The organism is Tissierella simiarum, assembly GCF_018917865.1.
Lineage (GTDB): Bacteria > Bacillota > Clostridia > Tissierellales > Tissierellaceae > Tissierella_C > Tissierella_C simiarum.
This window is the reverse complement of sequence record NZ_JAHLPM010000008.1, coordinates 15,192-40,602: the sequence shown is the minus strand read 5'-3', so window position 1 is coordinate 40,602 and position 25,411 is coordinate 15,192. Positions and strand designations below refer to the sequence as shown.

General features: G+C 33.7%; 22 protein-coding genes. 20 read left to right on the top strand and 2 right to left on the bottom strand.

The features are described 5' to 3' along the window. Positions 1–25 precede the first annotated feature (25 nt). The 3 genes from KQI42_RS10245 to KQI42_RS10235 all read left to right on the top strand — a co-directional run bounded on the left by KQI42_RS10245 (position 26) and on the right by KQI42_RS10235 (position 2,501). Entirely contained in the window at positions 26–406 is a 381-nt protein-coding gene (locus tag KQI42_RS10245; RefSeq protein ID WP_216519485.1) for a hypothetical protein, read from the top strand. 667 nt (positions 407–1,073) lie between these two features. After that, complete coding sequence (locus tag KQI42_RS21800; protein WP_425519772.1) at positions 1,074–1,184, top strand: hypothetical protein; 111 nt, start codon at positions 1,074–1,076, stop codon at positions 1,182–1,184. 705 nt (positions 1,185–1,889) lie between these two features. Continuing rightward, positions 1,890–2,501 (top strand): GNAT family N-acetyltransferase, encoded by a 612-nt coding sequence (locus KQI42_RS10235; protein WP_216519484.1) that lies wholly within the window; start codon positions 1,890–1,892, stop codon positions 2,499–2,501. A gap of 236 nt (positions 2,502–2,737) precedes the next feature. On the opposite strand, the gene KQI42_RS10230 is transcribed toward KQI42_RS10235, so the two are convergent. Beyond that, the gene (locus KQI42_RS10230) at positions 2,738–4,966 is read right to left on the bottom strand and encodes an alkaline phosphatase family protein (protein WP_216519483.1); all 2,229 of its coding nucleotides are present in this window, start codon (positions 4,964–4,966) and stop codon (positions 2,738–2,740) included. Positions 4,967–5,760: 794 nt separating this feature from the next. Here KQI42_RS10230 and KQI42_RS10225 point away from each other — a divergent pair. The 5 genes from KQI42_RS10225 to KQI42_RS10205 all read left to right on the top strand — a co-directional run bounded on the left by KQI42_RS10225 (position 5,761) and on the right by KQI42_RS10205 (position 9,753). Continuing rightward, positions 5,761–6,510 (top strand): GntR family transcriptional regulator, encoded by a 750-nt coding sequence (locus tag KQI42_RS10225; RefSeq protein ID WP_216519482.1) that lies wholly within the window; start codon positions 5,761–5,763, stop codon positions 6,508–6,510. 133 nt (positions 6,511–6,643) lie between these two features. Beyond that, positions 6,644–7,420 (top strand): SDR family NAD(P)-dependent oxidoreductase, encoded by a 777-nt coding sequence (locus KQI42_RS10220; RefSeq protein WP_216519481.1) that lies wholly within the window; start codon positions 6,644–6,646, stop codon positions 7,418–7,420. Between the two features lie 32 nt (positions 7,421–7,452). After that, on the top strand, positions 7,453–8,838 hold the full coding sequence (locus tag KQI42_RS10215) for a PTS mannitol transporter subunit IIBC (protein ID WP_216519479.1): 1,386 nt from the start codon (positions 7,453–7,455) through the stop codon (positions 8,836–8,838). Further along, positions 8,838–9,257 (top strand): PTS mannitol transporter subunit IIA, encoded by a 420-nt coding sequence (locus KQI42_RS10210; RefSeq protein ID WP_216519477.1) that lies wholly within the window; start codon positions 8,838–8,840, stop codon positions 9,255–9,257. The genes KQI42_RS10215 and KQI42_RS10210 overlap by 1 nt, the downstream gene beginning before the upstream one ends. Before the next feature lie 331 nt (positions 9,258–9,588). After that, the gene (locus tag KQI42_RS10205; protein WP_216519475.1) at positions 9,589–9,753 is read left to right on the top strand and encodes a hypothetical protein; all 165 of its coding nucleotides are present in this window, start codon (positions 9,589–9,591) and stop codon (positions 9,751–9,753) included. A gap of 489 nt (positions 9,754–10,242) precedes the next feature. Here KQI42_RS10205 and KQI42_RS10200 read toward each other — a convergent pair whose 3' ends face one another. Then, the gene (locus KQI42_RS10200; RefSeq protein ID WP_216519472.1) at positions 10,243–11,535 is read right to left on the bottom strand and encodes an L-cysteine desulfidase family protein; all 1,293 of its coding nucleotides are present in this window, start codon (positions 11,533–11,535) and stop codon (positions 10,243–10,245) included. A 314-nt stretch (positions 11,536–11,849) separates the two neighbouring features. Here KQI42_RS10200 and KQI42_RS10195 point away from each other — a divergent pair, with 314 nt between their 5' ends. From KQI42_RS10195 to KQI42_RS10140, 12 genes are all read left to right on the top strand, one after another. After that, a complete protein-coding gene (locus tag KQI42_RS10195) occupies positions 11,850–13,019 on the top strand; it encodes a MalY/PatB family protein (RefSeq protein WP_216519471.1) in 1,170 nt (389 codons plus the stop codon). 45 nt (positions 13,020–13,064) lie between these two features. Then, complete coding sequence (locus KQI42_RS10190; protein WP_216519469.1) at positions 13,065–14,303, top strand: dicarboxylate/amino acid:cation symporter; 1,239 nt, start codon at positions 13,065–13,067, stop codon at positions 14,301–14,303. Next, positions 14,273–14,692 carry a RidA family protein gene (locus KQI42_RS10185; protein WP_425519768.1) on the top strand — a complete coding sequence of 140 codons (420 nt, stop codon included), beginning with the start codon at positions 14,273–14,275 and terminating at the stop codon, positions 14,690–14,692. Before KQI42_RS10190 ends, KQI42_RS10185 begins: the two co-directional genes overlap by 31 nt. A gap of 12 nt (positions 14,693–14,704) precedes the next feature. Next, on the top strand, positions 14,705–14,959 hold the full coding sequence (locus tag KQI42_RS10180) for a hypothetical protein (RefSeq protein WP_216519467.1): 255 nt from the start codon (positions 14,705–14,707) through the stop codon (positions 14,957–14,959). Between the two features lie 57 nt (positions 14,960–15,016). Continuing rightward, on the top strand, positions 15,017–15,223 hold the full coding sequence (locus tag KQI42_RS10175) for a hypothetical protein (RefSeq protein ID WP_216519464.1): 207 nt from the start codon (positions 15,017–15,019) through the stop codon (positions 15,221–15,223). Between the two features lie 280 nt (positions 15,224–15,503). Next, the gene (locus KQI42_RS10170; protein WP_216519462.1) at positions 15,504–17,555 is read left to right on the top strand and encodes a sigma 54-interacting transcriptional regulator; all 2,052 of its coding nucleotides are present in this window, start codon (positions 15,504–15,506) and stop codon (positions 17,553–17,555) included. A gap of 636 nt (positions 17,556–18,191) precedes the next feature. Then, positions 18,192–19,046 carry a hypothetical protein gene (locus tag KQI42_RS10165; RefSeq protein WP_216519460.1) on the top strand — a complete coding sequence of 285 codons (855 nt, stop codon included), beginning with the start codon at positions 18,192–18,194 and terminating at the stop codon, positions 19,044–19,046. 756 nt (positions 19,047–19,802) lie between these two features. Next, the gene (locus KQI42_RS10160) at positions 19,803–20,873 is read left to right on the top strand and encodes a uroporphyrinogen decarboxylase family protein (RefSeq protein ID WP_216519458.1); all 1,071 of its coding nucleotides are present in this window, start codon (positions 19,803–19,805) and stop codon (positions 20,871–20,873) included. 103 nt (positions 20,874–20,976) lie between these two features. After that, entirely contained in the window at positions 20,977–21,582 is a 606-nt protein-coding gene (locus tag KQI42_RS10155) for an IS607 family transposase (RefSeq protein ID WP_216519456.1), read from the top strand. Then, the gene (locus KQI42_RS10150; protein ID WP_216519454.1) at positions 21,575–22,744 is read left to right on the top strand and encodes an RNA-guided endonuclease InsQ/TnpB family protein; all 1,170 of its coding nucleotides are present in this window, start codon (positions 21,575–21,577) and stop codon (positions 22,742–22,744) included. Before KQI42_RS10155 ends, KQI42_RS10150 begins: the two co-directional genes overlap by 8 nt. Positions 22,745–22,918: 174 nt before the next feature. Next, positions 22,919–24,283 carry a Na+/H+ antiporter NhaC family protein gene (locus KQI42_RS10145; protein ID WP_216519452.1) on the top strand — a complete coding sequence of 455 codons (1,365 nt, stop codon included), beginning with the start codon at positions 22,919–22,921 and terminating at the stop codon, positions 24,281–24,283. A gap of 309 nt (positions 24,284–24,592) precedes the next feature. Next, a complete protein-coding gene (locus KQI42_RS10140; protein WP_216519450.1) occupies positions 24,593–25,348 on the top strand; it encodes a MerR family transcriptional regulator in 756 nt (251 codons plus the stop codon). The last annotated feature ends 63 nt before the right edge of the window (positions 25,349–25,411 follow it).

The following is a 25,411-nucleotide window of genomic DNA, read 5'->3' as shown; positions in this document are numbered from 1 at the left end:
GTTAATTTTTGAAAGGAGAGTATTTATGACCGTTGAGAGGTTTTTCTTCTTTAGCTTATCTCTTATAACGTTTATATACGCTATTAAAGTACAAATTAGTTTGTTTTTAGATAGGGATAAAGTAAAGGAAACTAAGGGTAGAATAGTGAATATTGAGTATGTTTTGCCAGAGATTATGATGCATAGAAATGCGAAACTTGCTACTTTTGAATATTTTGTAGATGGAAGAAGATATATTTCAGAGAACAATATAAAAATGTCCTTATCTGCAAATATAGGTGATATTATAGATATTAAATATCTTAAAGATAATCCTAGCATTTTATATACAAAAACAAAAATGTACTTTTACTTATCTATACTTACATCCTTTATCTGCTTATTATTAGGGCTTATAATATATTAAATAGATATCTAAAGAAAATAGAATAAGAATATTATATTAAGTTAAATAAGCCAATAACTTTAATCTTATTTAGAAAATTCTTAAGATACATATCTAGAATAAAGAGGGTAATTAGTTTGAAAGGGGAATTATCAACTAACTATATTTATGATAAATGAAGATAGTATAGAATATACCTATTGATTAATTGTAGAAATGGATATAGCTGTTTCAGAAGCTATGAAAAAGAACAATTCAAAATGGGCGACTATTTACTATGAAATGGATGGAAAAATGATTATATCTGAAAACAAAGTTTAGGTATCAATGAATAATGGAGTTGGTGATGAGGCGAAAATCACCTATTTTATCAATAATCCAGAAAATTTTTTTACAGTCAGTTAAAAAAATCAGTAACTTCCCCCAGAGTTGTAATGATATCATTTATAGTTGCTTTATATATAAATTAAATACTAATATTAACCTTAGAGAGATAGATAAAATGCTATCTCTTTTTTATTGACAAGTTTAAATTAATATTATATATTGAATAAGTATTCAATATATATGGAGGGGAAGAAGTGGCTAGAACAGAACAGCAAAACCAACAAATGAGAGAAGTTCGAAAAGATATGATTCGAATAGAAGCACCAAGCAGTTTTCAGTTAGAGGATTTGCAGGAACCCGTATTAAAGATATAGCTCAGGCTGCAGGAATAGCACAAGGTCTTATGTATCACTATTATCCGTTGTTTTCCATTACTTGCTCCTATGTTCCGGGAAGCCACCGAAGCACTTAATGAAGTATATGTGTTTATCTGGGAAAAGCTAAATATTTCACCAACAAATTAGTACTATTCTATAAAAAGATACTTTATCCAAAGTTAATGAAAATGGCTTAAAGATATAGATATAACTTAATTGACAATATAAGTATAATCATGTAAAATATACTTACTATATTTATAGGAGAACAATTATATGAGAAAACTAATTCTAAACATTGTAAGGTAATAGAATTTAATACCAATCTTAAGAATGTTTTTTACTTCTTCATTATACAAGTTTATTATGTATAGTTTGTTATTACTGTTTTATATTTATTGCAGTTCTAATTATTATACTTAAAAGTTTGTATTTTGGATAAGTCTATTAAGTTTACATTTTTGAGATAATCAATGTTAAGAAATAGTTTTTGCATTTATACCTTTTATAAATTTATACTATTAAAAGAAATATAATAATTTGATTATATTCTTTTAATTTGCATACTTTTATATTTGTTATGTTATCAGATGCCATACTTAACGTATGGTTTTTTTATGCAATAAATAAGATTTTGTCTATCTATTTTGCATGTATAACATAGCAATAATTCTACCAAGGCTGTAAATGAAATCTACTTTCATTACAGTCTTTTTATTTTTTGAAAGGGGTGAGCTTATGCAAATATATTTTTAAAGAAAAGAAGACCAAAAAATAATAAGAAAGGAATGATAATTATTATGTCTAAAAGTAAAGTTATGAATTATGAAGAGATAACTTCAAAAAATGTTTTCATAATAAATTGTAAGGATATAATATTAAGAGAGTTTAGATTAGAAGATTTGGATGAATTGTATGCCCTTACATTGCAACCTGAGATAACAGATTTTTTACCTGATTGGAAAGCAACAAAAGAACAGCGTAAAGAATGGTTAATAAATTTTCATATAAGAAGTAATAAAGAGTTTTTAGAAGCTGTTCCTAATATTCAGGATCAATTACTATTTTTAGGAATTATATTAAAGGAAACTAATGAGTTTATTGGCTGGTGCTGTTCGGGTTTAAAAGATGAATTGCCATCACCAAATAGAGAGATAGCTTATGCTATTTCAAAGAATTATAGATGCAAGGGATATACAACTCAGGCGGTACAAGGATTAATAAAATATTTATTTGAGAACACTAATATTGAGGTGTTAAATGCAATAGCGCTAACACATAATATATCTTCAAATAGAGTAATTCAAAAATGTGGTTTTAGCTATATAAGTAGTATTGAGATTGAAAGTGAAGAATTTTACTATTATAAACTTAGTAAAAATGAACGAAGCAATAGACACAAAGAATATTGATAAAATTATTGATTAATTTTGGTGTTTCAGTATTGTACAAAGAGAAAAAAGTAATATGATGATGTCGTTTAGGTTTTCTTCAACTCTTTTTATTAATGCAAAAAGGAGATGCTGTGAACGTTGAAGAGATCATAGAATTAAGATAGGGAATTAGAAACTCAAGGAGGAAGTTGAAATATAAAAAAGTCATGGATATTATTCGTCGAGCCTTCCTCCCTGTGTTATATGCTATACTATTATACATCATTTAGTAACATTCCTAAAGGTATAAATAAATAGGTTAATATCAAAGCAGCGGCTATTGTGCCTGTATCATTAAACGAGAAGACAGCTACTCCGCCTAATAAGATCACAATAAATCCTTTAAATAAATTTGGATAACTTTCGCGAATTTTCATTAAAACTGTATTTTTACGTCTATATAATAAAACTGTTAAAATGATTTGTGAGAATAAAATAATGTTCCATGAAGCGTGAATTAAATTCCAAAAGACTTGACCTAGCTTGGAACTAATTATCTCAAAGAATTTACTCCAACCGCCTGTTATTAAAGACTCCAATGCTTTTCCTCCATGAGTGGGATTTGGATTAAAAGAAGCATCGAATGCTGCTAGCACAATGATTCCCACAAGGACTCCCATAACTATAAGTATTATCTTTTTAAGTGAAAACTTTTTGTCGAAGATTGTAAGCAAAGTTAATAAAGTAATCAACATAGCTGATAATGTTCCGCCCATATTAGCACCAAAGAAAGGACTAAGGGCTATCATCACTAAAAACATATAAGAAGTTGTAAATACAGCCATAATGGACTTGTTAATTTTATATAGATGAAATAATGAAAAAACACCTAATAAAGTGGAACCTAGCAATATACCCATATAATCATTACCTATGCCATAAAACCTGCCGCCTGCAATAGCATCAGATCCTAAAGGAGAAATAATCATCAGCTTTTCTACAAAATAAATATCTATCAGTAGAAATATACTGGTCGCCAATCCCAAAATAGCCATAGTCAATAAATTTTGGTTAAAGATTTTATTTAAAATATACGCTATAATAAATGCACCGCCAAAGACATAAATAAGATCCAAAATTATGGACTTATAACCAAGCAGCGAGATAGTCATCATCGTTAAAGGTACTGCCATTATTGTTAAACTCAGATGATTAAGAACCTTATCGGGCAATCCTTTCCATTTTGTAAATCGAGGCAAGTAAAATCCCACTAAAGTTATACCTATTAAAGTAATAAAGGACCAATGAAAAACACTGCGATACTTTCTTAAATATAAAAATTTCGTTTGATTGCTAAGCAAAGTTTGTATAGAATTTTCATTTCCTACTGCTTGCATTGGTTCTCCGATAAAACTTTTATATTCAGTAATGCCAAAAAAATTAAGGATAGTAGGTCCAAAGTCAAAATTGGTTACCAATCCTTCCCTGCGAGTTGTATTTGATGTTACCAATCCTTTTTCAATATTAGGGCCTGATATAATGATAGGAGTTAGAGCAAAGTTGCCTTGTTTAACTGTTTCCCTTGAAGGATTAGGAGTTATGACCATAAATAAGGTTTTTTCTAGGTCGACTTTATTAATAACTTGACCAAAGAATGAATCAGCTCGTTCAATAGCTTTAATTTTTTGTTCTTCTCTAACAGAATCTGTAGTTAATCGGTCAGTTTTCTGTATCCTTGCAGTATCTCCATAATCTATAAACAATATATCGATATTTGGTAAAATACGTTCTACTTCATCTAACAGTTTTTTCTGATTTAACTTGATTCCCCCTAAAACATCAGCATCAGAAGTTAATAAATCAGAGCCTATGGAACCAAAAGGAATTACACCATTCTCATCCATAGCTAACATAGTCACTTCTCTAGATGGTGCATTTAAATCACTATTTCCTGCAACCCCAATTACAAGACCTTTTTCCTTAGCTATTTTGCCCAGAAGTCCAACCTGGTTATTAGGAGTAATATCTAAGGCAGTCCTTTTTATATCTCCAATGGCAACATTTATTATTTCACCATCTGGAGGGGTTTCTCCTGTATATAATTTATAAAGATCACTAACCGTAACATATTCCGACACTAAGTTATAGTCTGATAAAGGATACATTTTGTCCCTTTCAAAGGCTAATCCGCCTTGAGTTGATGCCAAAGTCCTTACGCCCATACCTAGGCTAAGATAAGTACTTCCTCTATTGGATAAACTTGATTTTGCCCGTGTATTCATAAGACCAATAGCCCCATTTTCTAGTAACAAGTCGATATTTGGAGTATTACTATTAAGCATTTCCTCTAAGCTGACCTCGTCCAATATCAATATAATAGCCTTTTTGTCTTCGGTTTTATTAGAAGCGGCTGCCGATTCGGAAATTAGCATGCCTAGAACCAAACATACCCCTAAAAACAAATTTAATGTATATTTAAAGATAGTTTTCCAACTTCTTTGCAATTTAATGTTCCTCCCTTAAAGTAATTTCCATTAGACAATCTAATAGAATAGATATGAAAGTTAATATGATAGCCGAGACGATAATACTTGCAACATTAACGATTTTATCAAAATTTTAATATTGATTTTGAAATTATTGCGTTTAAAATCATCTAAATTTCGACTTTCTTATATTAAATAAAAAAATATCTTGAACTTTAATAAATCAAGACATTTACTTTATCTTTATAATCTCCCAGAATCATATTTAATATTAGCATAAAATGATTCATATTTCAACTTATTATTTATAATAGAGTTTCTCCATTTTTGATGAAGTTAAAACTAATTTAGAAAAATTTTTTATAAAAAACGACTATTTTATAGAACTAATTATCTGCATAAAAATAAAATAATATAGTCTGAAATATAATGAGTTTCTTACAAAATAAAGTTTATTTTAATGCTTATGAAAACTAGTAATACTCATAATGATATTTCTTCAACAAAAGAAGTAGCTGTTGATTTGTGTTATAAATATTTATATTAAATGTGGTATACTAATTCTATTCTAATGATTATCAGTTACGATTTTAATTTAACAAAATAGACTAAACCTCTTCTAATAGACGTATGAATTAATAGGTTTAGTCAACACTTTTATTAGGAGGATACTTTGTATCTAGAAATAGGTTAATATAGTTCTGATGCTTTTGCTTTATCTAAAATATAATATCTTGGACAAATTAGTCTTTATTTAGTAATATTATATAGTAGACATAGTGATGTCGTATATATAAAATTGGGGTGAAAAAATGGCTAGAGAATATAGTTTAGATAAGAACTCAGAGATTCCTTTATATTCTCAATTAAAGAATTATATTATAGCTAGAATTGATAGTGGAGAATATGAAGTTGGGTATAAATTGCCTTCTGAAAAAGAACTAATGAAGCTATTTGATGTCAGTAGAACAACGGTAAGACAGGCAGTAGATATATTGGTGAGGGAAGACTATTTAGAAATTAAACGTGGGGTAGGAACTTTTGTTAAGAAACAGAAAAAATATAATGTTTGGGGATTAGAAGAATTGAGAAGCTTTGAAGATGAGGCTCTTAGACAAGGACTAGAAACTAGAACAGAGGAGTTAAGTATAGATATAGTAGATTTAGATGGAGAATTAGAAAATATCTTTGGAGATAAGTATGATAGATTTTATAGATTAATTAGACTTAGATATGTGGAAGATGAGCCATCAGTATTAGTAGACACTTATGTTCCCTACGATATAGCACCAAACTTGGATAAGTATAATTTTTCAGAGGTATCTTTATTTTCCATATTAAAGAAAGATTACAATGTGAAAATAAATTATGCTAAAAAAACCTTTAGGGCATTAAATGTAGATAGGAAAGATGCTGAGCTATTGAAGATAGAAGAAGGAACAGCCATACAATTAGTTAAAACCGTGACCTATAATGATTTAGAGGAGCCCTTTGAATACTCTATTTCAAGAGATAGAGGAGATATGACTAGGTTTAGTGCAATTTTAAAATATAAAAGTTAATATGCTATTCATAAGAAGCCTTTACTTTAGAGTAAAGGTTTTTCTATTTATAGAAAAATCTTGACAAAATATTTAGATATAATATAATAAAAACAGACATCACGACATAGTGACGTCGTAAGGAGGTAATAAAATGAGACTAAAAGATAAGGTAGCTGTGGTCACAGGTGGTGGAAGTGGTATAGGAGAAGGTATATGTTTAGAATTAGCTAAACAAGGAGCAAAGGTAGCTGTAACGGATATTAATAAAGAAGGAGCAGAAAGAGTAGCTAATGCTATTAAGGAAAACGATGGCATTGCTAGTGCTTATAAATTAGATGTTACAGATATGAAGAATATCAAGGAAGTAGGTAGTTTAATTAAGAAAGAGTTTGGATTAGTGGATATTTGGGTTAATAGTGCGGGCATATCTATAATAACTCCATTTCTAGAACATACTGAAGAAATTTGGGATCTTACAATGGATATCAATTTAAAAGGTCAATTTCTATGTTGTAAAGAAGCAATTATTCAGATGTTAGAAAATGGTGGCGGGAGTATTATAAATATGTCATCTCAATCAGGGAAAGTTGGAACAAATAATTATCAGGCATATTGTGCCAGCAAGTTTGGAGTGATAGGGTTAACTCAATCACTTTCTAAGGAATTTGCCAAGAAAGGAATTAAAGTAAACTCAATTTGTCCAGGTGTAGTTAATACACCTATGTGGGAGAAACAAGCGGCTGATTATGGTAAGAAGAGAAACTTAAAGGAAGATGAGGTAATGGATTACTTTAGAGAAAAAATTCCTGCTCATCGAATAGGAACGGTAGAAGATATAGCAAAATTAGTAGTGTTTTTATCAACATCGGATTCAGACTATATAACAGGACAAGCATTAAATGTTAATGGAGGAGACTATATGGCTTAAATTTTATTAAAATCTGGAGAGGAGGAAGGTAGATGGACATTAAGATAAAGATACAAAAGTTTGGTGGTTTTTTAGCGGGAATGGTTATTCCCAATATAGGGGCTTTTATAGCATGGGGACTTATAACAGCATTTTTTATTCCTACTGGATGGTTTCCAAATGAAGAATTAGGAAGTATGGTTCAGCCAATGATAAGATTTTTACTACCTATATTAATAGCTTTTACAGGTGGTAAGATGATTCATGGTCAAAGAGGAGGGGTGGCGGGAGCTGTTGCCACCATGGGTGCTATAGTAGGTTCAGATATACCTATGTTTATGGCAGCAATGATTTTAGGACCATTGGGAGCTTTTTGTATTAAGAAGATAGATGAGTTTTTAGAAGGTAAAGTAAAATCGGGTTTTGAAATGTTAATCAGTAACTTCACCATAGGAGTTTTAGGTATGGTATTAGCTATATTTTCATTTAAAATAATAGGACCCATAATAAATTCAGCAACAAATGTAGCTGTAGCAGGGATAAATGCAATTATAAGAGCTAAGTTATTGCCATTATTAGCAGTTATTATAGAGCCAGCAAAAGTTATATTCTTAAATAATGCTATAGACCAAGGGATCTTCGTTCCATTAGGTGTTCAAGACATAGTCAAACATGGGCAGACCATATTCTTTATGTTGGTTTCAAGTCCAGCACCAGGAGCAGGAATATTATTAGCTTATTCAATATTTGGTAAAGGAAATAGTAAAAAGTCAGCACCATCAGCATTATTGATTGAATTCATTGGAGGTATTCATGAAGTTTACTTCCCATATGTATTAATGAAACCAGTTATGTTTTTAGCAGTAATATTTGGAGGTATAGCACAGGCTTTTGTTTGGAACTTGGTTGGAGCAGGGTTGGCAGGATATCCTCATCCAGGTAGTATAGTATCATTTTTGGTAATGTTACCCAAAGGTGGATTTATTAAAGTTATGTTAGGGATACTAGCGGGTATATTAGGCTCTTTTGCATTAGCATCTTTCTTTCTAAAAGCAGATAAAAGTGAAAAAGAGAATGAAGAAATGGGACTAAGTGATGAAATTAATGATATGTTAGGTTTAGAAAAAGAAGGTTCTGTATTATTAACAAAAGATATAGACACTATAGTGTTTGCTTGTGATGCAGGGATAGGTTCAAGTGCTATGGGAGCAGGTATTTTAAGAAATAAGATAAAAGAAATAGGTTTGAATATAAAAGTAGAAAATTATGCAATAGATAATGTACCAGAAGGAATAAAATTAATAGTTTGTCATAAAAATTTATATGATAGAGCTAGGAAGAACTTACCAAAGGCAAAAATTAGAACAGTAGAATCCTTTTTAAATGATCCAGCTTATGATATTCTTATAGAAGATCTTAAGAAGGGAGAAGTTAAGTAATGAATATAGACAAGGATATTTTATATTTTGATTTACCTAAGATGAAAAAGAAAGAGGCTATTAAACTAGCAGGAGAGAAATTATTAGAACATGGATTAATAGATCCAGAGTATATAGATTCTATGTTGGAAAAAGAGAAGACGGATCAAACATATATAGGAAATAAGGTAGCTATTCCTCATGGAACATTAGAGGGTAAGAAGTATGTTAAGAAATCTGGAATAGTTATATTACATTTTAGAGATAGCATAGACTATAGTGGAAATGATGTAAACGTTATTATAGGAATAGCTGGTTTAGATGGAGATCATCTAGAGATATTATCGGAAATAGCCATAAAGCTTTCTTCAGAAGAAAAGGTAAATAACTTAATAAATGCAGGCTCACCAGAAGAATTTATAGATATATTTAAAAATTGAGTAGGAGGCAAATAATTATTTTATTTTATCAATAAGAAGGTATGTTGACTAAGGATTTATTAGATAAGGATATACCACTTAAAATTTTGATGTTATGGTGATAAAATCCGTAGGAGCAGAGGCTTTTTCTCTGGCTCTTTTTTCTTTAAGTCCATTTAACGTATTTTAAGATAAATAATTAAAGTATTTAAGAATTTAGTTTTAATAAAATCGTTCTTTATTTTAGAATTACTTAATCTCAATTCTATAAATCGAGTTGTATCTTTCCTACTAATAGGAGTAAATTTCTATGCTAGTGTAGATTACCATAGGCGAAAATATTACCTAATAGTTGGAAGAGGAATGTAAAGCAAGAAATATAGATGATATTAATAAGTTTAAGAAGATAGTTATAGAACAGCTACAGAAAACAGCATTTCATTATGGACATCCCTATCTAAATTCAGCAACATTAGCAGGAGTTTTTAGAATTGTGTTAAAAAAATATGAAGAATAGTTGTATCATATTAAGTGTATTTGAGATATATTTATATGATACAAAAGCTTAATAGAAAAATCTGATATATATTGGCTTTGTTTTTAGAGAATTTGCGGTACAAGTTTTGTAGAAAGCAGGGATTAATTGTCCAGATGTTATTCTTAGTGGTGTAATTGGAGAATATATAGTAGAATTGACTTCACATGAACAAAAATAGACATAAGTTATGATAATAATAAATATTATAAATAAGATTCTTGCTGTATTAAGCCGGGTTTATTAATAGGCTATCTCAAAGTGATTTATTTAATCACCTTTTGAGATAGCTCATTTTTTACTTTGTCATCTCTTTTTATAATAGGAAGAGAAGGCATTCTTCCCTTGGATATTTATCTCCTTTAGAATATGAAAAACTGAACCTGAGCAAATAGGCTATTTATCAAGTCTACCTAATCGGGTTCAGTTCAAACACAGCCTCTTTTCTGTGTCTATCTTACAGGGTAAAGCTTACTCTCTCTGATCTTTCTTTATCATGATAGAGAGAATGGTTTGGTCTGTTTCAACCATGCCAGGATTGCTGACTTGTCCCATGTTTCGGATAACTTGTTCTGCTGTTACATCGCAGATTCCATCTGATGGCTGTAGTGCTACGTCAGACATAGCCAGATAAGCACACATTAATGCCGCATTTGTTGCGGTAGCCAACTTTAAGGCACAGCCGATTTTGCCACCGTCACAAATCATACCAGTTAAATTTCCACTCATGTTGATAATGGCATTGGAAATCTGGTGGTCATTTCCGCCCATCAGCCATACCATAGCTGCTGATGCTGCTGTAGCAGCGGATACGCCGCAGCCACAGGTGGCAGACAGCTTGCCTGTAAAAAGCTTGATATAAACGTTCAAAGTGTGTGAAAATGCTAGTGCTTTTATCAGCTGCTCTCTGGAAGAATTTAAGTGACGGGCCATTTCAGTTACAGGCAGAATGGCTGTGATTCCGTGATTGCCACTGCCGGCACTGCTCATGACAGCGTAGGGACAGCCACTCATACGACCTTCAGCGCTGCTGGCAACGCGAAGCATAGTCCGGCTGAATAAATTATCTCCCATAATATCTGCAGTCATTTTTTCCTGCAGAGCTGAAGCGATGCCAATTCCTAGAGAATGCTCCAGACCATAGTCTGCCAGCCTTTCATTCATATCAACGCCATCTAACAGGAAGGAAAGCTCTTCTTCACTGCACTGGTCAATTAACTCACGGATTTCAGCTATGTCCATAAGCTTAAGATGCTGATGAAGGGAATCGTCAGAGCCGGCAGAGTATTCCTTCTGCAGAAGCACATCATTATTTCGTTTGGTAAAAATGATATTGGAATGGGTGCCGCGAATTTCGCTGATGCCGATTCCGGCAGTAGTGATGATTTCTGCTCGTACGTATAACTGGGCTTCTTCATGTTTAATCACTACTATGACCTGGCTGTCTTCTACAATTTTTATGGCTTTTTGGCTTACCTCTGGTGTGATGTCCTCTAAAAGCTCCAGCTTCTTTTCAGGATTTCCCATGATTGCTCCTAGTGAGGCTGCATATTTAAGGCCTACGCGGTCAAAGCCGGGGATTCCTACAGACATTCCATTTTTATAGACTCCAGGATTTACCTCTATTTTAATAGAAACAATTTTGCCTTCTATAGCATGATAAGCGTCTGCTGCAGCCAGGGCTACACAGACAGGTTCGGTACATCCAAGGGCAGGAACAACCTCCTGCTTTAATAAGACTAATAAATTTTCTTTTGTTAGCATTGGGAAAATCTCCTTTCAGGGTTTGTTTTTTACTTTTTATATAGAGCAAAAAATATGCCAATTTTTGAATCAGAGAAAAGGAGGGGATTGAAATAGGAAAGAAAGGTAAAATGAGCAAAGAATATGGTTAAAATGGTCAGATAAAACAGATTAACCATATATATAACCAAATAGACCAATTAAAACAAACTGTAAAGGTGAAAAAATATAAATTTTTTTTAAAAATGCCAAAAAAATTTTTGGCATGGTTTTTGCTCATTATATTTGAGTATCAACTGCAAACAACAAGGACAGTAAGGAAAGGAAGATTTATTATGAAATATGATTTTGATGAAATCATTGACCGCAGCAATAATCGCGCTGCAAAGTATGATGAACGGATGGAAAAATTCGGTACAAGTGAAGTGATTCCTTTGTGGATTGCGGATATGGATTTCAGAACTGCTCAGCCAATCATCGATGCTTGCAAAAGGAAAGTCGAGGAAGGCATCTGGGGTTATACTTCCAGGCCAGACAGCTACTTTAAGGCCGTACAGGAATGGGAAAAAAGGCGGAATCAATGGGATGTTGATGTATCCCTGATGAGCTGGAGCTTAGGAGTTGTTCCTGCAATGTCGGCGATTGTTAAAATTTTCAGCCACACAGGCGACAAAATTTTGATTCAAACCCCGGTTTATTCAGAGTTTTATGATGTCACAGAGGCTTGGAAACGAGTAGTGGTAGAAAACCAGTTGGTAGAAAAAAATGGAAAATGGTATATTGATTTTGAGGACTTTGAAAAAAAGGCAAAGGAGTGTAAGATTTTTCTTCTGTGTAATCCTCATAATCCCCTTGGCATTGTATGGGAGCAGGAGGAATTAAAACGGATGGCAGAAATCTGTATTGCAAATGATGTGCTTCTAGTGTCAGACGAAATACACTCAGATCTGATCTTCCATGGAAAGAAGCATACACCTACAGCAACACTTTCCAAAAAAATTGCAGAAAAAGTCATTACCTGTGTATCTGCAACTAAAACTTTCAACCTAGCAGGTCTTCAAGCTTCTACAACTATCTTTCCAGATGAACAGATGAAACAGAAGTTTGACAGTTTCTGGATGAATATGGATATTCACAGAAACAATGCTTTCAGTTCAGTAGCCATGGAAGCAGCTTACAATGAAGGCGAAGAGTGGCTGACACAGCTGCTTGCTTACGTCTCAGAAAACTTTGATTTTATTAAGAAATATTTTGATGAAAACATTCCCAAAATTAAGCCCAATGTTCCAGATGCTACATATTTAGTTTGGCTGGACTGCCGGGAATTAGGTATGAGCAATGAAGAACTTCGTGACTTCATGATTCAGAAGGCTGGTTTAGGCTTAAATGAAGGATGCAGCTTCGGACGCAGTCTTTCTGGCTACATGAGACTTAATGCGGCATGCCCACGCCCTGTACTGGAACAGGCATTGAAACAGTTAAAAGAGGCAGTTGATAAATTATAAAATACAAAGGATAGCGTTTTTATGAAATGCTAGGAAGGAGAAGGTATGGATAAGAAGAAACTATGGAAGCATTATCGATCTCCTCTCATTTTGCTTGGGGGGATTATTACAGGAGCTATACTGGGTGTTGTTTTGGGAGAAAAGGCAACAGTATTTGCGCCTTTGGGAGATATTTTTATTAATTTAATGTTTACTATCGTAGTTCCGATGGTATTTGTTTCAATAGCTACTGCTGTAGGAAGTATGCTGAACATGAAACGTCTGGGTAAAATCCTAGGAAGTATGGTGCTGACATTTGTGGTAACTGGATGTTTCGCAGCAGTTTTGGTTTTGACGGTTGTCAATGTCTGGCCGCCGGCAGCAAATACTGCAATTACAATGGGAAGCGCAGAGATACAGGAGAGTGCAGACATCAGCTCCATGATTGTAGACTCTTTGACGGTTAACGATTTTTCTGGTCTTATGAGCCGTGCAAACATGCTTCCGATTATTGTATTTGCTATTATTTCTGGTATGGCTATATCTGCCTGCGGTGGGGAAGAAAGTCCTGTAGGCCAGTTATTAGAAAACCTGAATAGGGTCATTATGAGGATTGTGGGAATGATTATGAAGCTAGCTCCTATTGGATTGGGCGCTTATTTTGCAAATCTGGTTGGTGAGTTTGGTCCTCAGCTGATTGGGGACTATGGACGTACGATGCTGATTTATTATCCGATGTGTATTGCTTATGGAGTGGTTTTCTACCCGGCTTATGCATATTTTGCCGGAGGAAGGCTGGGAGTAAAGAAAATGCTGCAGAACATTTTCAAGCCTGCAGTTACTGCATTTGCCACACAAAGCTCTGTAGCTACCATACCTGTTAATATGGAATCCTGTAAAAATATCGGAGTACCGGAGGATATCTATAACATCGTTCTGCCTATGGGAGCTACCATGCATATGGATGGTTCCGTACTTTCGTCCATAACGAAAATCGCTTTCCTGTTTGGCGTGTTCCAAATGCCGTTTACAGGGGTGGGAACCTATGCCATGGCTATTGTGGTATCAATTTTAAGTGCATTTGTATTATCTGGTGTTCCAGGCGGCGGTCTGGTAGGAGAAATGTTGATTGTCAGTTTCTTTGGTTTTCCAGGGGAAGCATTCCCAATAATTGCTACTATTGGATTTTTAGTGGACCCGGCAGCTACCTGCCTCAATTCCTCAGGTGACACCATTGCATCCATGATCATCGCACGTTTAGTAGAAGGTAAGGATTGGATGTTAAAGAGAGAAGAAATAAAATAAAAAGAAAGGAAGAAGAACACATGAAAATTCTTGAAACAACGAAAGCTCCTGGAGCTATTGGGCCATATTCTCAGGGATATGAAGTAAACGGAATCGTTTACACTTCCGGACAGATTCCGGTTAATCCGGAAAATGGAGAAATAGCGGAGGGAATTGCAGAACAAGCAAAACAAAGCTGTGAAAATGTAGGTGCCATCCTGGAAGCGGCAGGCACTGGATTTGAAAAAGTATTTAAGACTACCTGCTTTCTAGCGGATATGGGAGATTTTGCAATTTTTAATGAGGTTTATTCAAAATATTTCGTATCAAATCCGGCACGTAGTTGTGTAGCAGTAAAGACCCTTCCGAAGGGCGTATTATGTGAAATTGAAGCAATCGCTGTAAAATAAGGAGGAAATCATATGAAAATTACTGTAATTGGAAGTCATCTTTGCCCAGATACCTTAGCTGCATTAAACAAGCTTTCTGTTGCTGGGGCAGATATCGATTTTAAGGATATACTGTCCTGCCATGCAGATTTAAAGGAATATTTAAAACTGAGAGATACTAATGTTCTTTACGATGAAATCAGAGGAACAGAACGCCTAGGAATTCCATGCTTTGTTTTAGAAAACAATGAACTGACCATGGATATCAAAAAGGCTCTGGAGAACTAAGAAAAAGACCTGAAAAACATATGAGGCCTGATACAGGTACTTGGTGGAAGGCAAAGATTGGCTGTTAAAGAGAGAGAAAATAAAATGAAAAGAAAGGGGATGCTGCATAAAAACGCATGTTGGTATAACGGCGTTTGTAGCATCCTTTTATCATATAAGGAGAATGGGATGAAAGTAATAATTATAGGAGGAGTGGCGGGCGGTGCGGGAACCACTGCCAGTTTTCGCCGGTTTTTTACTCAGCTCCAGAACCGGGTTTTCTAGAACCTGTTCATTCTAAGACCATTACTCTAGCTGTGTGGAAGCCATCTGGAGAATTTATAATGACTGAATTATTTTTGGTGATAGAATTTGTTTTTGTTCATTTTTTAGTGATAATTATTCCATAAGCATTTCTCCATTGAATGTGTTTCGTTATACACAGCTTAAGCATAACATATAGACGCGGAAACTTAAATGGAAATGCCAAAAATGAACAAATTGTATTCACTTATTATTTAAGTTATAATAAATATAGATAATATGAAAAAATTATGGAGGAAACATGAAAAAAACGATATCTGTAGTGGCTTTGGATTCCAGAGCCGGAGAGTTTTATGCAAAAGAAATCAATGAACTGTTTGGAGAATATGTCGAAATAGCATCCTACAGTGTGAGTGACGGGTCTGCCATGGGAACGTTGCCCAAGGCAGATTTATTTGTGATTTCAACAGATGCATATGGTTCCGCAGAAGAGGTGGCCCGTCATGTTCCTATAGACAGTCTGACCATGGCAATTGAGGTTTCCTACCGGTGGAGTACGCTGCAAAACCTCAGTATGATACCAAAAGGAACGCGAGCACTTTTTGTAAATTTGACGGATACCATGGCTCGGGAGGCTATTGCACAGCTACAGCAGCTGGGAGTAAACCATATTCGTTTTATTCCATTCTATCCAGGCGCCGTTTTGGAAAAGCCAGTGGATATGGCTGTAACGCCGGATGAGGAGAGATATGTACCTCAGAGCGTAAAGAAGATTTTAAATATTGGACACCGCTCCTGTACCTCGGGGATGATGATTGAGATTGCCTTGCGTCTGGAACTTGAACAGCTGCTGGAAACGGAAAAATTTCAGAATTATTTCCAGGCAATGGCAACGAATAATTACAGCTTTAATCAGATATACGCCCGTTCTAGAAGGCTGGAAAGCCAGTTCCATATTTTGATGGAAATATTGGATGAGGGACTGGTAGGCGTTAATGAAAAGGGTGAAATCTTTGCATGCAACAAGAAAGCCTGCCAGATTACAAAGGTTGCGGAGAATCTTGTCATTGGTAGGAGTGGAGAAAAGGTATTTCCGTATATTCCTTTTTACAGCGCCTTAAAGGATAAGAAGGAAATTCCACCTAAAGTGATTAAGTTGGGCGGCGTAAACGTAAGCATTGCAGTTACACCGGTTCTACGACAAGAGAAATGTATCGGTGCATTTGCTATTCTGCAGGAATTTAGTGAGCTGGAATCCAAACAGAATGAGTTAAGAAGCCAGCTGCTGAAAAAGGGTCATTGTGCCAAGTATACCTTTGATGATGTAATCGGAGAGTCAGACTGTATCTGTCGGACAAAGGGGATTTTAAAACGGATGGCGGCTACCGAAAGTCCTGTTTTAATTGTAGGTGAAACAGGAACGGGAAAAGAACTGCTGGCTCATGCGGTGCATTGTGCATCTAAGCGAAGCAAGGGTCCCTTTATCGCTATTAATGTGGCAGCCATGCCGGAAAATCTTCTGGAAAGCGAGCTTTTCGGCTATGAAGAGGGTGCATTTACCGGTGCGAAAAAAGGAGGACGTCCCGGTCTGTTTGAATTTGCCCATGGTGGTACCCTATTCCTCGATGAAGTAGAAGGTATGAGTCAGGCTATGCAGGTAAAGCTCCTGAGAGTTCTGCAGGAAGGCGAAGTCATGCGTGTAGGCGGCAGCAGAATCGTAAGCGTTGATGTCAGAATTGTTGCAGCAACCAATGAATCTCTGGATCAGAAGGTGGAAGAAGGAAGCTTCCGAAAGGATCTATATTATCGCCTGAATACCTTGACGGTTGTAGTACCGCTGTTACGGGAACGGGGAGAGGATATTTTTCTGTTGATGGAGCATTTTAAAGAGGAACTCCAGGGTGATTTTAAGTTATCGGAGGAAGTGAAAGACTTTCTGCGTCAGTATTCCTGGCCGGGAAATATCCGGGAACTGCATAACACAGTGGAATACTTTGTTTATACTGGGAAACAGGTGATTGAGATGAATGATTTACCACCTACTATTTTCCAAGGCCGGATGTCCAGACCGGTGAATTTGGAGAAGAAGGAGAAATTGCAGGAGGTGGTTTCGCCCTTCTGGTTCGTTCTGGAACAGCTTTATATGGCAGCGGAGCGGAATGAGTTTATCGGAAGGGATAAATTGGTGATGAAGGCGAAGAAGCAGCATCTTCTATTGTCCCAAAAGGAGATTCGAGACATTTTAAAGGACATGGAAGAAAAGGGTTTTGTAAAAATCAGAAAAGGAAGAGGCGGCAGCAGGATTACCCTAAAGGGGAGGGAATACTGGGAGAGCCGGGATATGTATCGTTGATGAAACCACTGATAAAAAATAGATTTTAAGATAAATCTGATAAAAATAGGGCGATTTCATTAAAAAAGATGGAATCGCTTCATTATTTCCCGGGAATTTTCCATTAAACTTAAGTGGTTTTTAGAAAGATGATATTAGATGAGTTTAAGGTAGGGCTGAAGAAATAGATGTTTATAGGCATCAAAATGTGATTCCATGCGTAAGTTAAGCACCCTCGTCCATTGTATAGGCCGACTAAAGAACATCACATAAAATGAAGGCAACAGTTTACTTTACAACTCTATAATAAAACAATGTTATATTAAAAAAGATGGAATGATTTTTATAATTTAATCATTATTGATAATATTATTATAATTAGACTAAATTAGGAAACCTTTATATTACAAGGTTTTTACTAAGTTAGTCTATTTTTATATCATAAATAATAGAGTTTTATGAACCAAACTAAAAGTTATTACAATATATAGATGAGAGGCCAATTAATACATAGGCTTTATTCAAATTTAAAGGATTTATGAAACTAAGGAAAAGGAGAGGAGATAGCAGTTTGGATGTTACAAAATTAAGTCGTTAATACGGCCTTTTTATACTGTTTATTTTGATTACAAACAAAATTATGAAGGAGAGATTCAGATGAAAGCAAACAGATTGGAAAGGAAAAGCTTAAAAAAAACCATATTGGTGGCCACAGCAGTCAGCACATTACTGTTCCAGGGATTCATACAGGCAGCGACGGCGACGGAATTCAAAAAATCATATACCATCCCTACAAATTATGCGAATAATACAACTGGTTCATCCCAGACAGCACAAAACACCTTACCGAAAGGCTATAAAAAAGCAAATTATAAGGTGGAAGCAATTGACCTTGAATACTACCGTAATCAAACACCAACTAGCCAGGACATGACAAAAGAAGATGCAGCGGAAATTGGAGCACAGGCTCTTTGGGAAATATTTGGCCTAAGCTTAGAAGGTCAGGTGATTGAAATGGGTTACCAGCAGCCAACCGAAAGTCTTCCCCGTTCAAGCTGGTACGCTGATGTGCTAATCAATGGCAAGCGCAGTTATTGTTTCTCTGTGGACTCGGTAACAGGAGAATTATTTAGCATAGCCCGTGAGAGAACACTGGATAAAAAGGTTTCAGTAGCTTTTGATGCGGCTCTTGCTAAAAATCCGCAGGAATATGTTACGTTGGCAAAGGAATTGGCGGAGAAACATAACGTTGTTAATAGCACAATCAAGTCGGTTAAATACAACGGTCAGGGCTATAGTAACAATGACCCGACGATTTCCGTTGATGTCGCGGGCGAAAATGGGGAAATTGCTTTGATGACTTTCTCTCGATATGATAAAGCGCTGCTGGGTATCGAATATAATGGATCATATAAGCCCGCAATGGAATCTCATGAAAAGTTTGTGAAAGAGGCACAGGAAAAGGCCAAAGAAGAGCTTGAAAAGTTAGCTCCCCCAGCCAATGGAAACTAAGCTCCCTATCTTAAGCCTTTGATTAATATATTTTCTTAAAAGGACATAGGTTTAATATCCTTATAAGATGTAATCCCCACAGATACCCAAATCAGTATCTGTGGGGATTATAATGCAATGATAAAATGTAGTAGTATTCCCATTTACACTTTAGAAGGGGATACAGATGAAAAATTTAAAAGTTATACGGTCAGATTATCGATTTCCTCTAAATTCCTCTAGATATCTTCTGCCTTTACCTCCCAATTAAACAACCTTTCATTAATTTTTATTTTGTTAAATTAGTGCGCGATTGCCCAAATAGGTTAGGACTTAATAGGCAACCTTACAGTGCATAGACATGTCATGATTAGATAAAAGTGAATAAATAGAACTTTAAATTTAAAGGATTTACTTCATTAAGAGTAAGTCTTTTTTGCGTTTATGGATTTATAGAAAGAATAAAATATAAGTGTTACCTATGAATTTTGACTATTATTATGATATAATCAGTCAGAACAATTTAGTTTTATAGAATTTCTAAAATTTTATTTATCAGTATTAGATTTAGATAGTTATAGGAAATGAGAGATTTCATTTCCTATAACTATGTACAGTTGCAAGAAGTATCCTTCAGTATATTGAAAATATCAATAAAGATAGATTTATTATAAAATAGTTTAATTATGATAATATTACAACACATTATATAATGATTTTAGAATAGATTTGTAAATTAATTACCAATGATTATTTTATATTAGAAAGGAGATTTAAGTGAGAAAAGAAGAAATGACTCCAAGGGAAAGAATGAATGCTTTTGCTAAGGGGCAGGAAATTGACCGTGTAATCTGTGTTCCAGATATGGGGGCTACTATGGCACCTTTTATTGGTATAAAAGTAAGTGATTATTATCATTCAGCAGAACTTATGGCAGAACTGGAAATAGCTTTGTTTAAGAGACTTCGTCATGATAGTGTAGGCATATCTACAAGTCTTAGAGGTGTTGCTGAGGCTATGGGTGCTAAGGTAGCCTATCCTGATTACAATATTTCCTATTTATTAGAGCCAGCTATTAAATCTGTAGATGAAATAGAATCTCTTAAGATTGCTGATCCATTAAAGGATGGCATTTTACCAACTTTAATTAAGGCTATAAAACTAACAAAAGATGCACTTATAGATGAAGTAGATGTTAGTGCTTCCATGTCTGGACCTTTTAGTGTTGCAGCTTCTGTAGTAGGAACAGAGAATTTACTGAAATGGATGATAAAATATCCTAAAAAAGTCCATACTCTAATGGATATAGTAGTAGAATCTAATAATAGATATATAGAAGAAGTGGCGAAACTAGGTGTATCCATTAGTTTTGCTGATCCAGTTTCATCTACAAGTCTTATAAGTCCAAAACAATTTAGAGAATTTTCTTTACCTGCCCTTCAAAAAAATGTTAATAAGATAAAGGAAAAGACGGGCAGTGCTCCAGGTATACATATATGTGGAACAAGTAAAGAAATTTGGGAAGATGTGGTGAATACTGGTATTTCCAATTTTAGCATAGATAATATAGAGGACTTGGAAGAAGCTAAAGAAATAATAGGAGATAGAGTAATAATTACAGGGAATGTTCCACCTGTTGACGTAATTTATGCGGGCAATGAAGAATCTATTTTTAAATCAGTTAAAGAATGTATTAGAAAGGGCCATAATTCTAAAAAGGGATATATTTTAAGTACAGGTTGTCAAATTCCAATGCATACGCCAATAGAAAATATTGAACTGTTTATGGAAGCAGCCAACACCTATGGAAAATATCCAATAGATTTAGAGTTACTAATGAAAGATTAACTTAAGTTAAGGAGGGTTAGAACAGTTGTAATATATTTATAAATAATTACAAAAATCTAAAGCGTTTTATAGTTATCGCCTATAATATTATTGAGGTGATAAAATGAATTATTACTCAATAGGAGAATTTGCTAATAAATTAAATATAACCACACAAACATTAAGAAATTGGGATAAAGAAGGAAAATTAAAACCACATCACGTTTCTGATGGTAAACATAGGTATTATTCAGAAGAACAATTGCGGCAAATATTAAGAGTGCCGTTTAAAAAAGAGAAAAAGGTTATTGGTTATTGCAGAGTTAGCTCTAACAAACAAAAAAATGACCTTGAAAGACAGATTGAAAATGTAAAAACATATATGATTGCTAAAGGATATCAGTTTGAAATTATACAAGAAATAGGGAGCGGTATTAATTATAACAATAAAGGATTGAATCAACTATTAGATATGATAACCAATGGAGAAGTTGAAAAGGTTGTAATTTTATACAAAGACAGATTAGTAAGATTTGGTTTTGAACTTATAGAAAACTTATGCAATAAATATGGAACTACTATTGAAATTATAGATAATACAGAAAAGACAGAAGAACAAGAATTAGTAGAAGATATGATACAAATAATAACTGTTTTCAGTTGTAGGCTGCAAGGCAAAAGAGCAAATAAGGTTAAAAAGATGATTAAGGAGCTAACCGAAGATGATTAAAGGTATTAAGATTAAACTTAAACCAAATAACAAACAAAAAACTAAATTGTTTGAATCAGCTGGAGTAGCCAGGTTTGCATACAATTGGACACTGAATAGACAAATAGAAAACTATAAAAATGGTGGAAAATTCATACCTGATGTAGAACTTAGAAAAGAATTTACTAAACTAAAACAAACAGAAGAATATAGTTGGCTAAATAATTATAGCAACAATATCACTAAACAAGCTATAAAAGATGCTTGTATAGCTTTTATTAAATTTTTCAAAGGAGAAAGTAAATACCCTAGATTTAAAAGTAGAAAAAGGTCTAAACCTTCATTTTATGTAGACACAGATAAGATACAATTTAATGGAACTCATGTAAAATTAGAAAAATTAACAACCAGTAGGAAAAAGAATAAACAAAAAATCAACTGGATAAGACTATGTGAATGTGAAAGAATTCCTTATGGTGAAGGGATTAAATATATTAATCCTAGATGTTCTTTTGACGGCATTAATTGGTGGATTTCAGTTGGTATAGAATATCCAGATAATACAGAAATACCAACAAGTGAAGGCGTAGGCATAGACTTAGGAATAGAAAAATTAGCAGTAGTTAGTGATGGCAATATTTATCAAAATATAAATAAAACTAAAGAAGTAAAAAGATTAGAAAAGAAAAAGAAAAGATTGCAAAGAAAAGTATCAAAGAAATATGAAATAGGAAGGGAGGGAAACCGTTACAAGAAAACAAAGAATATTATAAAGTTAGAAAATCAACTTAAAAAGCTAAACCAAAGACTTACAAATATTCGTCATAATTACTCACATCAAGTAACAACTGAAATAATAAAGCGAAAACCAAGCGTTATTGTAGTTGAAGACTTGAATGTAGTAGGAATAATGAAAAACAAGCATCTATCTAAAGCTATACAAGAACAACGATTCTATGAATTTTATAAACAGATACAGTACAAATCCGAATGGAATAATATAAAATTCGTAGTAGCAGATAGATATTTTCCGAGTTCCAAAACTTGTAGTAGATGTGGAAATTACAAGAAAGATTTAAAATTAAGTGACAGGAAATATATCTGTGAATCTTGTGGGCTAATATTAGATAGAGATTATAATGCTAGTTTAAATCTTAAAAACTATGGTCAAGAAATAGCTTAAATCACTTAAAGGATACTATTTCTATGTACCCATACGTTAGTGGGGAATTTAAGCCTTTGGAGTATCAAGACCACACAAGTAGGATTAATCCAAAAGTGGATACGTTGAACAAGGAATGAAACATAAAAGTTGATTTTTATAACTTTTTATAAGTTTTCAGTAACGGCAATTAAAATGAAGAAATTAAATGAAAAAAGAGGTAATGGAATAGCTTTATTGCCTTTTCTTATCTTTGTATTTGTATATTTAGTATCAGGTATTATATTACAAACTAAAGGAATTGAAATGGCATTTTATCAATTTCCAGCTCCCGTTGCAGCTAGTATAGGAATAGTATTTGCTTTTATTTTAACCAAAGGTTCATTAGATGAAAAGTTTAATGTATTTATCAAAGGTTGTGGTGATGATAATATAATTATTATGTGTATTATATATTTATTGGCAGGGGCTTTTTCAGCAGTTTCTAATGCTATGGGTGGTGTTGAATCTACAGTAAATTTAGGGCTTACTTTAATACCAGCTAAATTTATTACAGTAGGAATATTTATAATAGCTGCATTTATTTCTATTTCAACAGGAACATCAGTAGGTACTATTGTGGCTATAGGTCCTATAGCTGTTCAATTAGTAGAAAAAGCAGGCTTAAATTTACCTTTAGTATTAGGTGCATTGGTTGGTGGAGCTATGTTTGGAGATAATCTATCTATTATATCTGATACAACTATAGCAGCTACAAGGACTCAGGGAGTATCTATGAAAGATAAATTTAGAGCTAATATTGGTTTTGCATTGCCAGCGGCTTTGGTTACAATTGTTCTTTTATTGATATTTGGAAAACCAGTAACTATTCCTGAAAGTCAAGAGTATGCTTTTAATATAATTAAAGTAATTCCATATATATTCGTGTTGGTAGCTGCTATAGCAGGAATGAATGTATTTGTGGTTTTGACTGGCGGAATTATTATATCAGGAGCTATAGGACTTGGTTATGGAAGCTTTAAAGGATTAGAATTTGTTCAGCATATATATTCAGGATTTACAGGAATGTTTGATATATTTTTATTATCTTTATTAACTGGTGGCTTAGCTAATATGGTATCAAATGGTGGAGGACTTGATTGGCTATTATATAGAATAAATAAAAAAGTAAAAGGTAAAAAATCTGCTGAATTAGGTATAAGTGCATTGGTATTTCTTACAGATGCAGCTACTGCTAACAATACAGTTGCTATAATTGTAAGTGGTCAATTAGCAAAGGAAATATCAAAAGAACATAATGTAGATCCAAGAAAAACTGCTTCACTTTTAGATACTTTTTCATGTATAATGCAAGGTCTAATACCTTATGGTGCTCAATTATTGATAGCAGGAAGTTTTACTAATGGATTGGTAAGCCCTGTTCAAATAGTACCATATGTATGGTACTGTTTTATATTAGTTATATTTGCTATACTATCCATACTAACTTCTTTTGGAAATGGATATTTAGCAAAGAATCCTTGGGATTTTGTAAATAATAAACCTGTAAAGGAAGTATAATGTAAATAAGAAATATAGAAAACGGAAATTGTATTTTAAAAAGCTACGCTTTTAGATATGGTGTAGTTTTTTTGCGTTTATAGATATTTATGGAAAGAATAAAATATAAGTGTTATTTATAAATTTTGACTATTATCATAGTAAGCAAGCAACACTATTTACTGATTCGACGGATGTGCAGAAGTGCGTGGATAAATGTGTTTATATTATATTTGCTTGTCTTTAACTTATCACTTATAATGAACTCTCCACTATAACACCATACTTTAGATATATGTTAAGGTAGAAGTCGACGGAGGTGAAAATATAATGGGAAATAAGTATAGGACATCGGAAGTAGCAAAAATGATTGGTGTTCATCCCAATACAGTGCGGCTCTATGAAAAGTACCAGCTAATATCAAAACCGGAAAGGCAGGATAACGGTTATCGTGTTTTTACCGATTTACATGTTGAGCAATTTAAATTAGCAAGAGCTGCATTAAAGGTTGAAGTATTACAAAATGGACTGCGAAAAAAAGCTGTTGATATTGTTAAGGCTTCTGCTACAAAAAATTTTGATACTGCAATTTGTCTCACGGAAAGTTATCTGTCACAGATTAGAACAGAGCAGCAGAATGCGGAAGAAGCAATTGAAATTGTAAAACAAATATTATCTGCCTCACATCGTGCAACAGAATCCAAGAATCTATCTCTTACAAGAAAACAGACAGCCGAATATCTGCAGGTTACAATAGATACTTTGAGAAATTGGGAATTAAATGGTCTAATTACGGTAAGACGAAGACAGAATGGCTACCGGATTTATACAGATGATGATATTATGCGCCTGAAAGTCATCCGTTCCTTACGTTGTGCTAATTATTCTCTATCTGCAATCTTGCGAATGCTGGCAGCCATATCCCACGATCCAAGCGTCAATATTAGAAAAGTAATTGATACTCCTGAGCATGATGACGATATAATTTCTGTATGCGATAAACTTCTTACTTCATTAAGGGAAGCAGAAGACAATGCTCTTATGGTAATGGCTCAGTTAAAGAGGATGAAAAAACAATTCAAATAAAAACCCTACACTTTTCCACCAGACTATGTTCTGGTGGTATTCTTTTATATATACAAAAAAGGA

Bases quoted from the DNA above. Each gene is read 5' to 3' on its own strand.
- KQI42_RS10200 (WP_216519472.1), bottom strand. From the start codon at position 11,535: ATGCTAACAAAAGAAAATTTATTAGTCTTATTAAAGCAGGAGGTTGTT.
- KQI42_RS10215 (WP_216519479.1), top strand. From the start codon at position 7,453: ATGGACATTAAGATAAAGATACAAAAGTTTGGTGGTTTTTTAGCGGGA.
- KQI42_RS10165 (WP_216519460.1), top strand. From the start codon at position 18,192: ATGAAAGCAAACAGATTGGAAAGGAAAAGCTTAAAAAAAACCATATTG.
- KQI42_RS10225 (WP_216519482.1), top strand. From the start codon at position 5,761: ATGGCTAGAGAATATAGTTTAGATAAGAACTCAGAGATTCCTTTATAT.
- KQI42_RS10235 (WP_216519484.1), top strand. From the start codon at position 1,890: ATGTCTAAAAGTAAAGTTATGAATTATGAAGAGATAACTTCAAAAAAT.
- KQI42_RS10170 (WP_216519462.1), top strand. From the start codon at position 15,504: ATGAAAAAAACGATATCTGTAGTGGCTTTGGATTCCAGAGCCGGAGAG.
- KQI42_RS10155 (WP_216519456.1), top strand. From the start codon at position 20,977: ATGAATTATTACTCAATAGGAGAATTTGCTAATAAATTAAATATAACC.
- KQI42_RS10190 (WP_216519469.1), top strand. From the start codon at position 13,065: ATGGATAAGAAGAAACTATGGAAGCATTATCGATCTCCTCTCATTTTG.
- KQI42_RS10245 (WP_216519485.1), top strand. From the start codon at position 26: ATGACCGTTGAGAGGTTTTTCTTCTTTAGCTTATCTCTTATAACGTTT.
- KQI42_RS10220 (WP_216519481.1), top strand. From the start codon at position 6,644: ATGAGACTAAAAGATAAGGTAGCTGTGGTCACAGGTGGTGGAAGTGGT.
- KQI42_RS10195 (WP_216519471.1), top strand. From the start codon at position 11,850: ATGAAATATGATTTTGATGAAATCATTGACCGCAGCAATAATCGCGCT.
- KQI42_RS10150 (WP_216519454.1), top strand. From the start codon at position 21,575: ATGATTAAAGGTATTAAGATTAAACTTAAACCAAATAACAAACAAAAA.
- KQI42_RS10180 (WP_216519467.1), top strand. From the start codon at position 14,705: ATGAAAATTACTGTAATTGGAAGTCATCTTTGCCCAGATACCTTAGCT.
- KQI42_RS10210 (WP_216519477.1), top strand. From the start codon at position 8,838: ATGAATATAGACAAGGATATTTTATATTTTGATTTACCTAAGATGAAA.
- KQI42_RS10145 (WP_216519452.1), top strand. From the start codon at position 22,919: ATGAAGAAATTAAATGAAAAAAGAGGTAATGGAATAGCTTTATTGCCT.
- KQI42_RS10140 (WP_216519450.1), top strand. From the start codon at position 24,593: ATGGGAAATAAGTATAGGACATCGGAAGTAGCAAAAATGATTGGTGTT.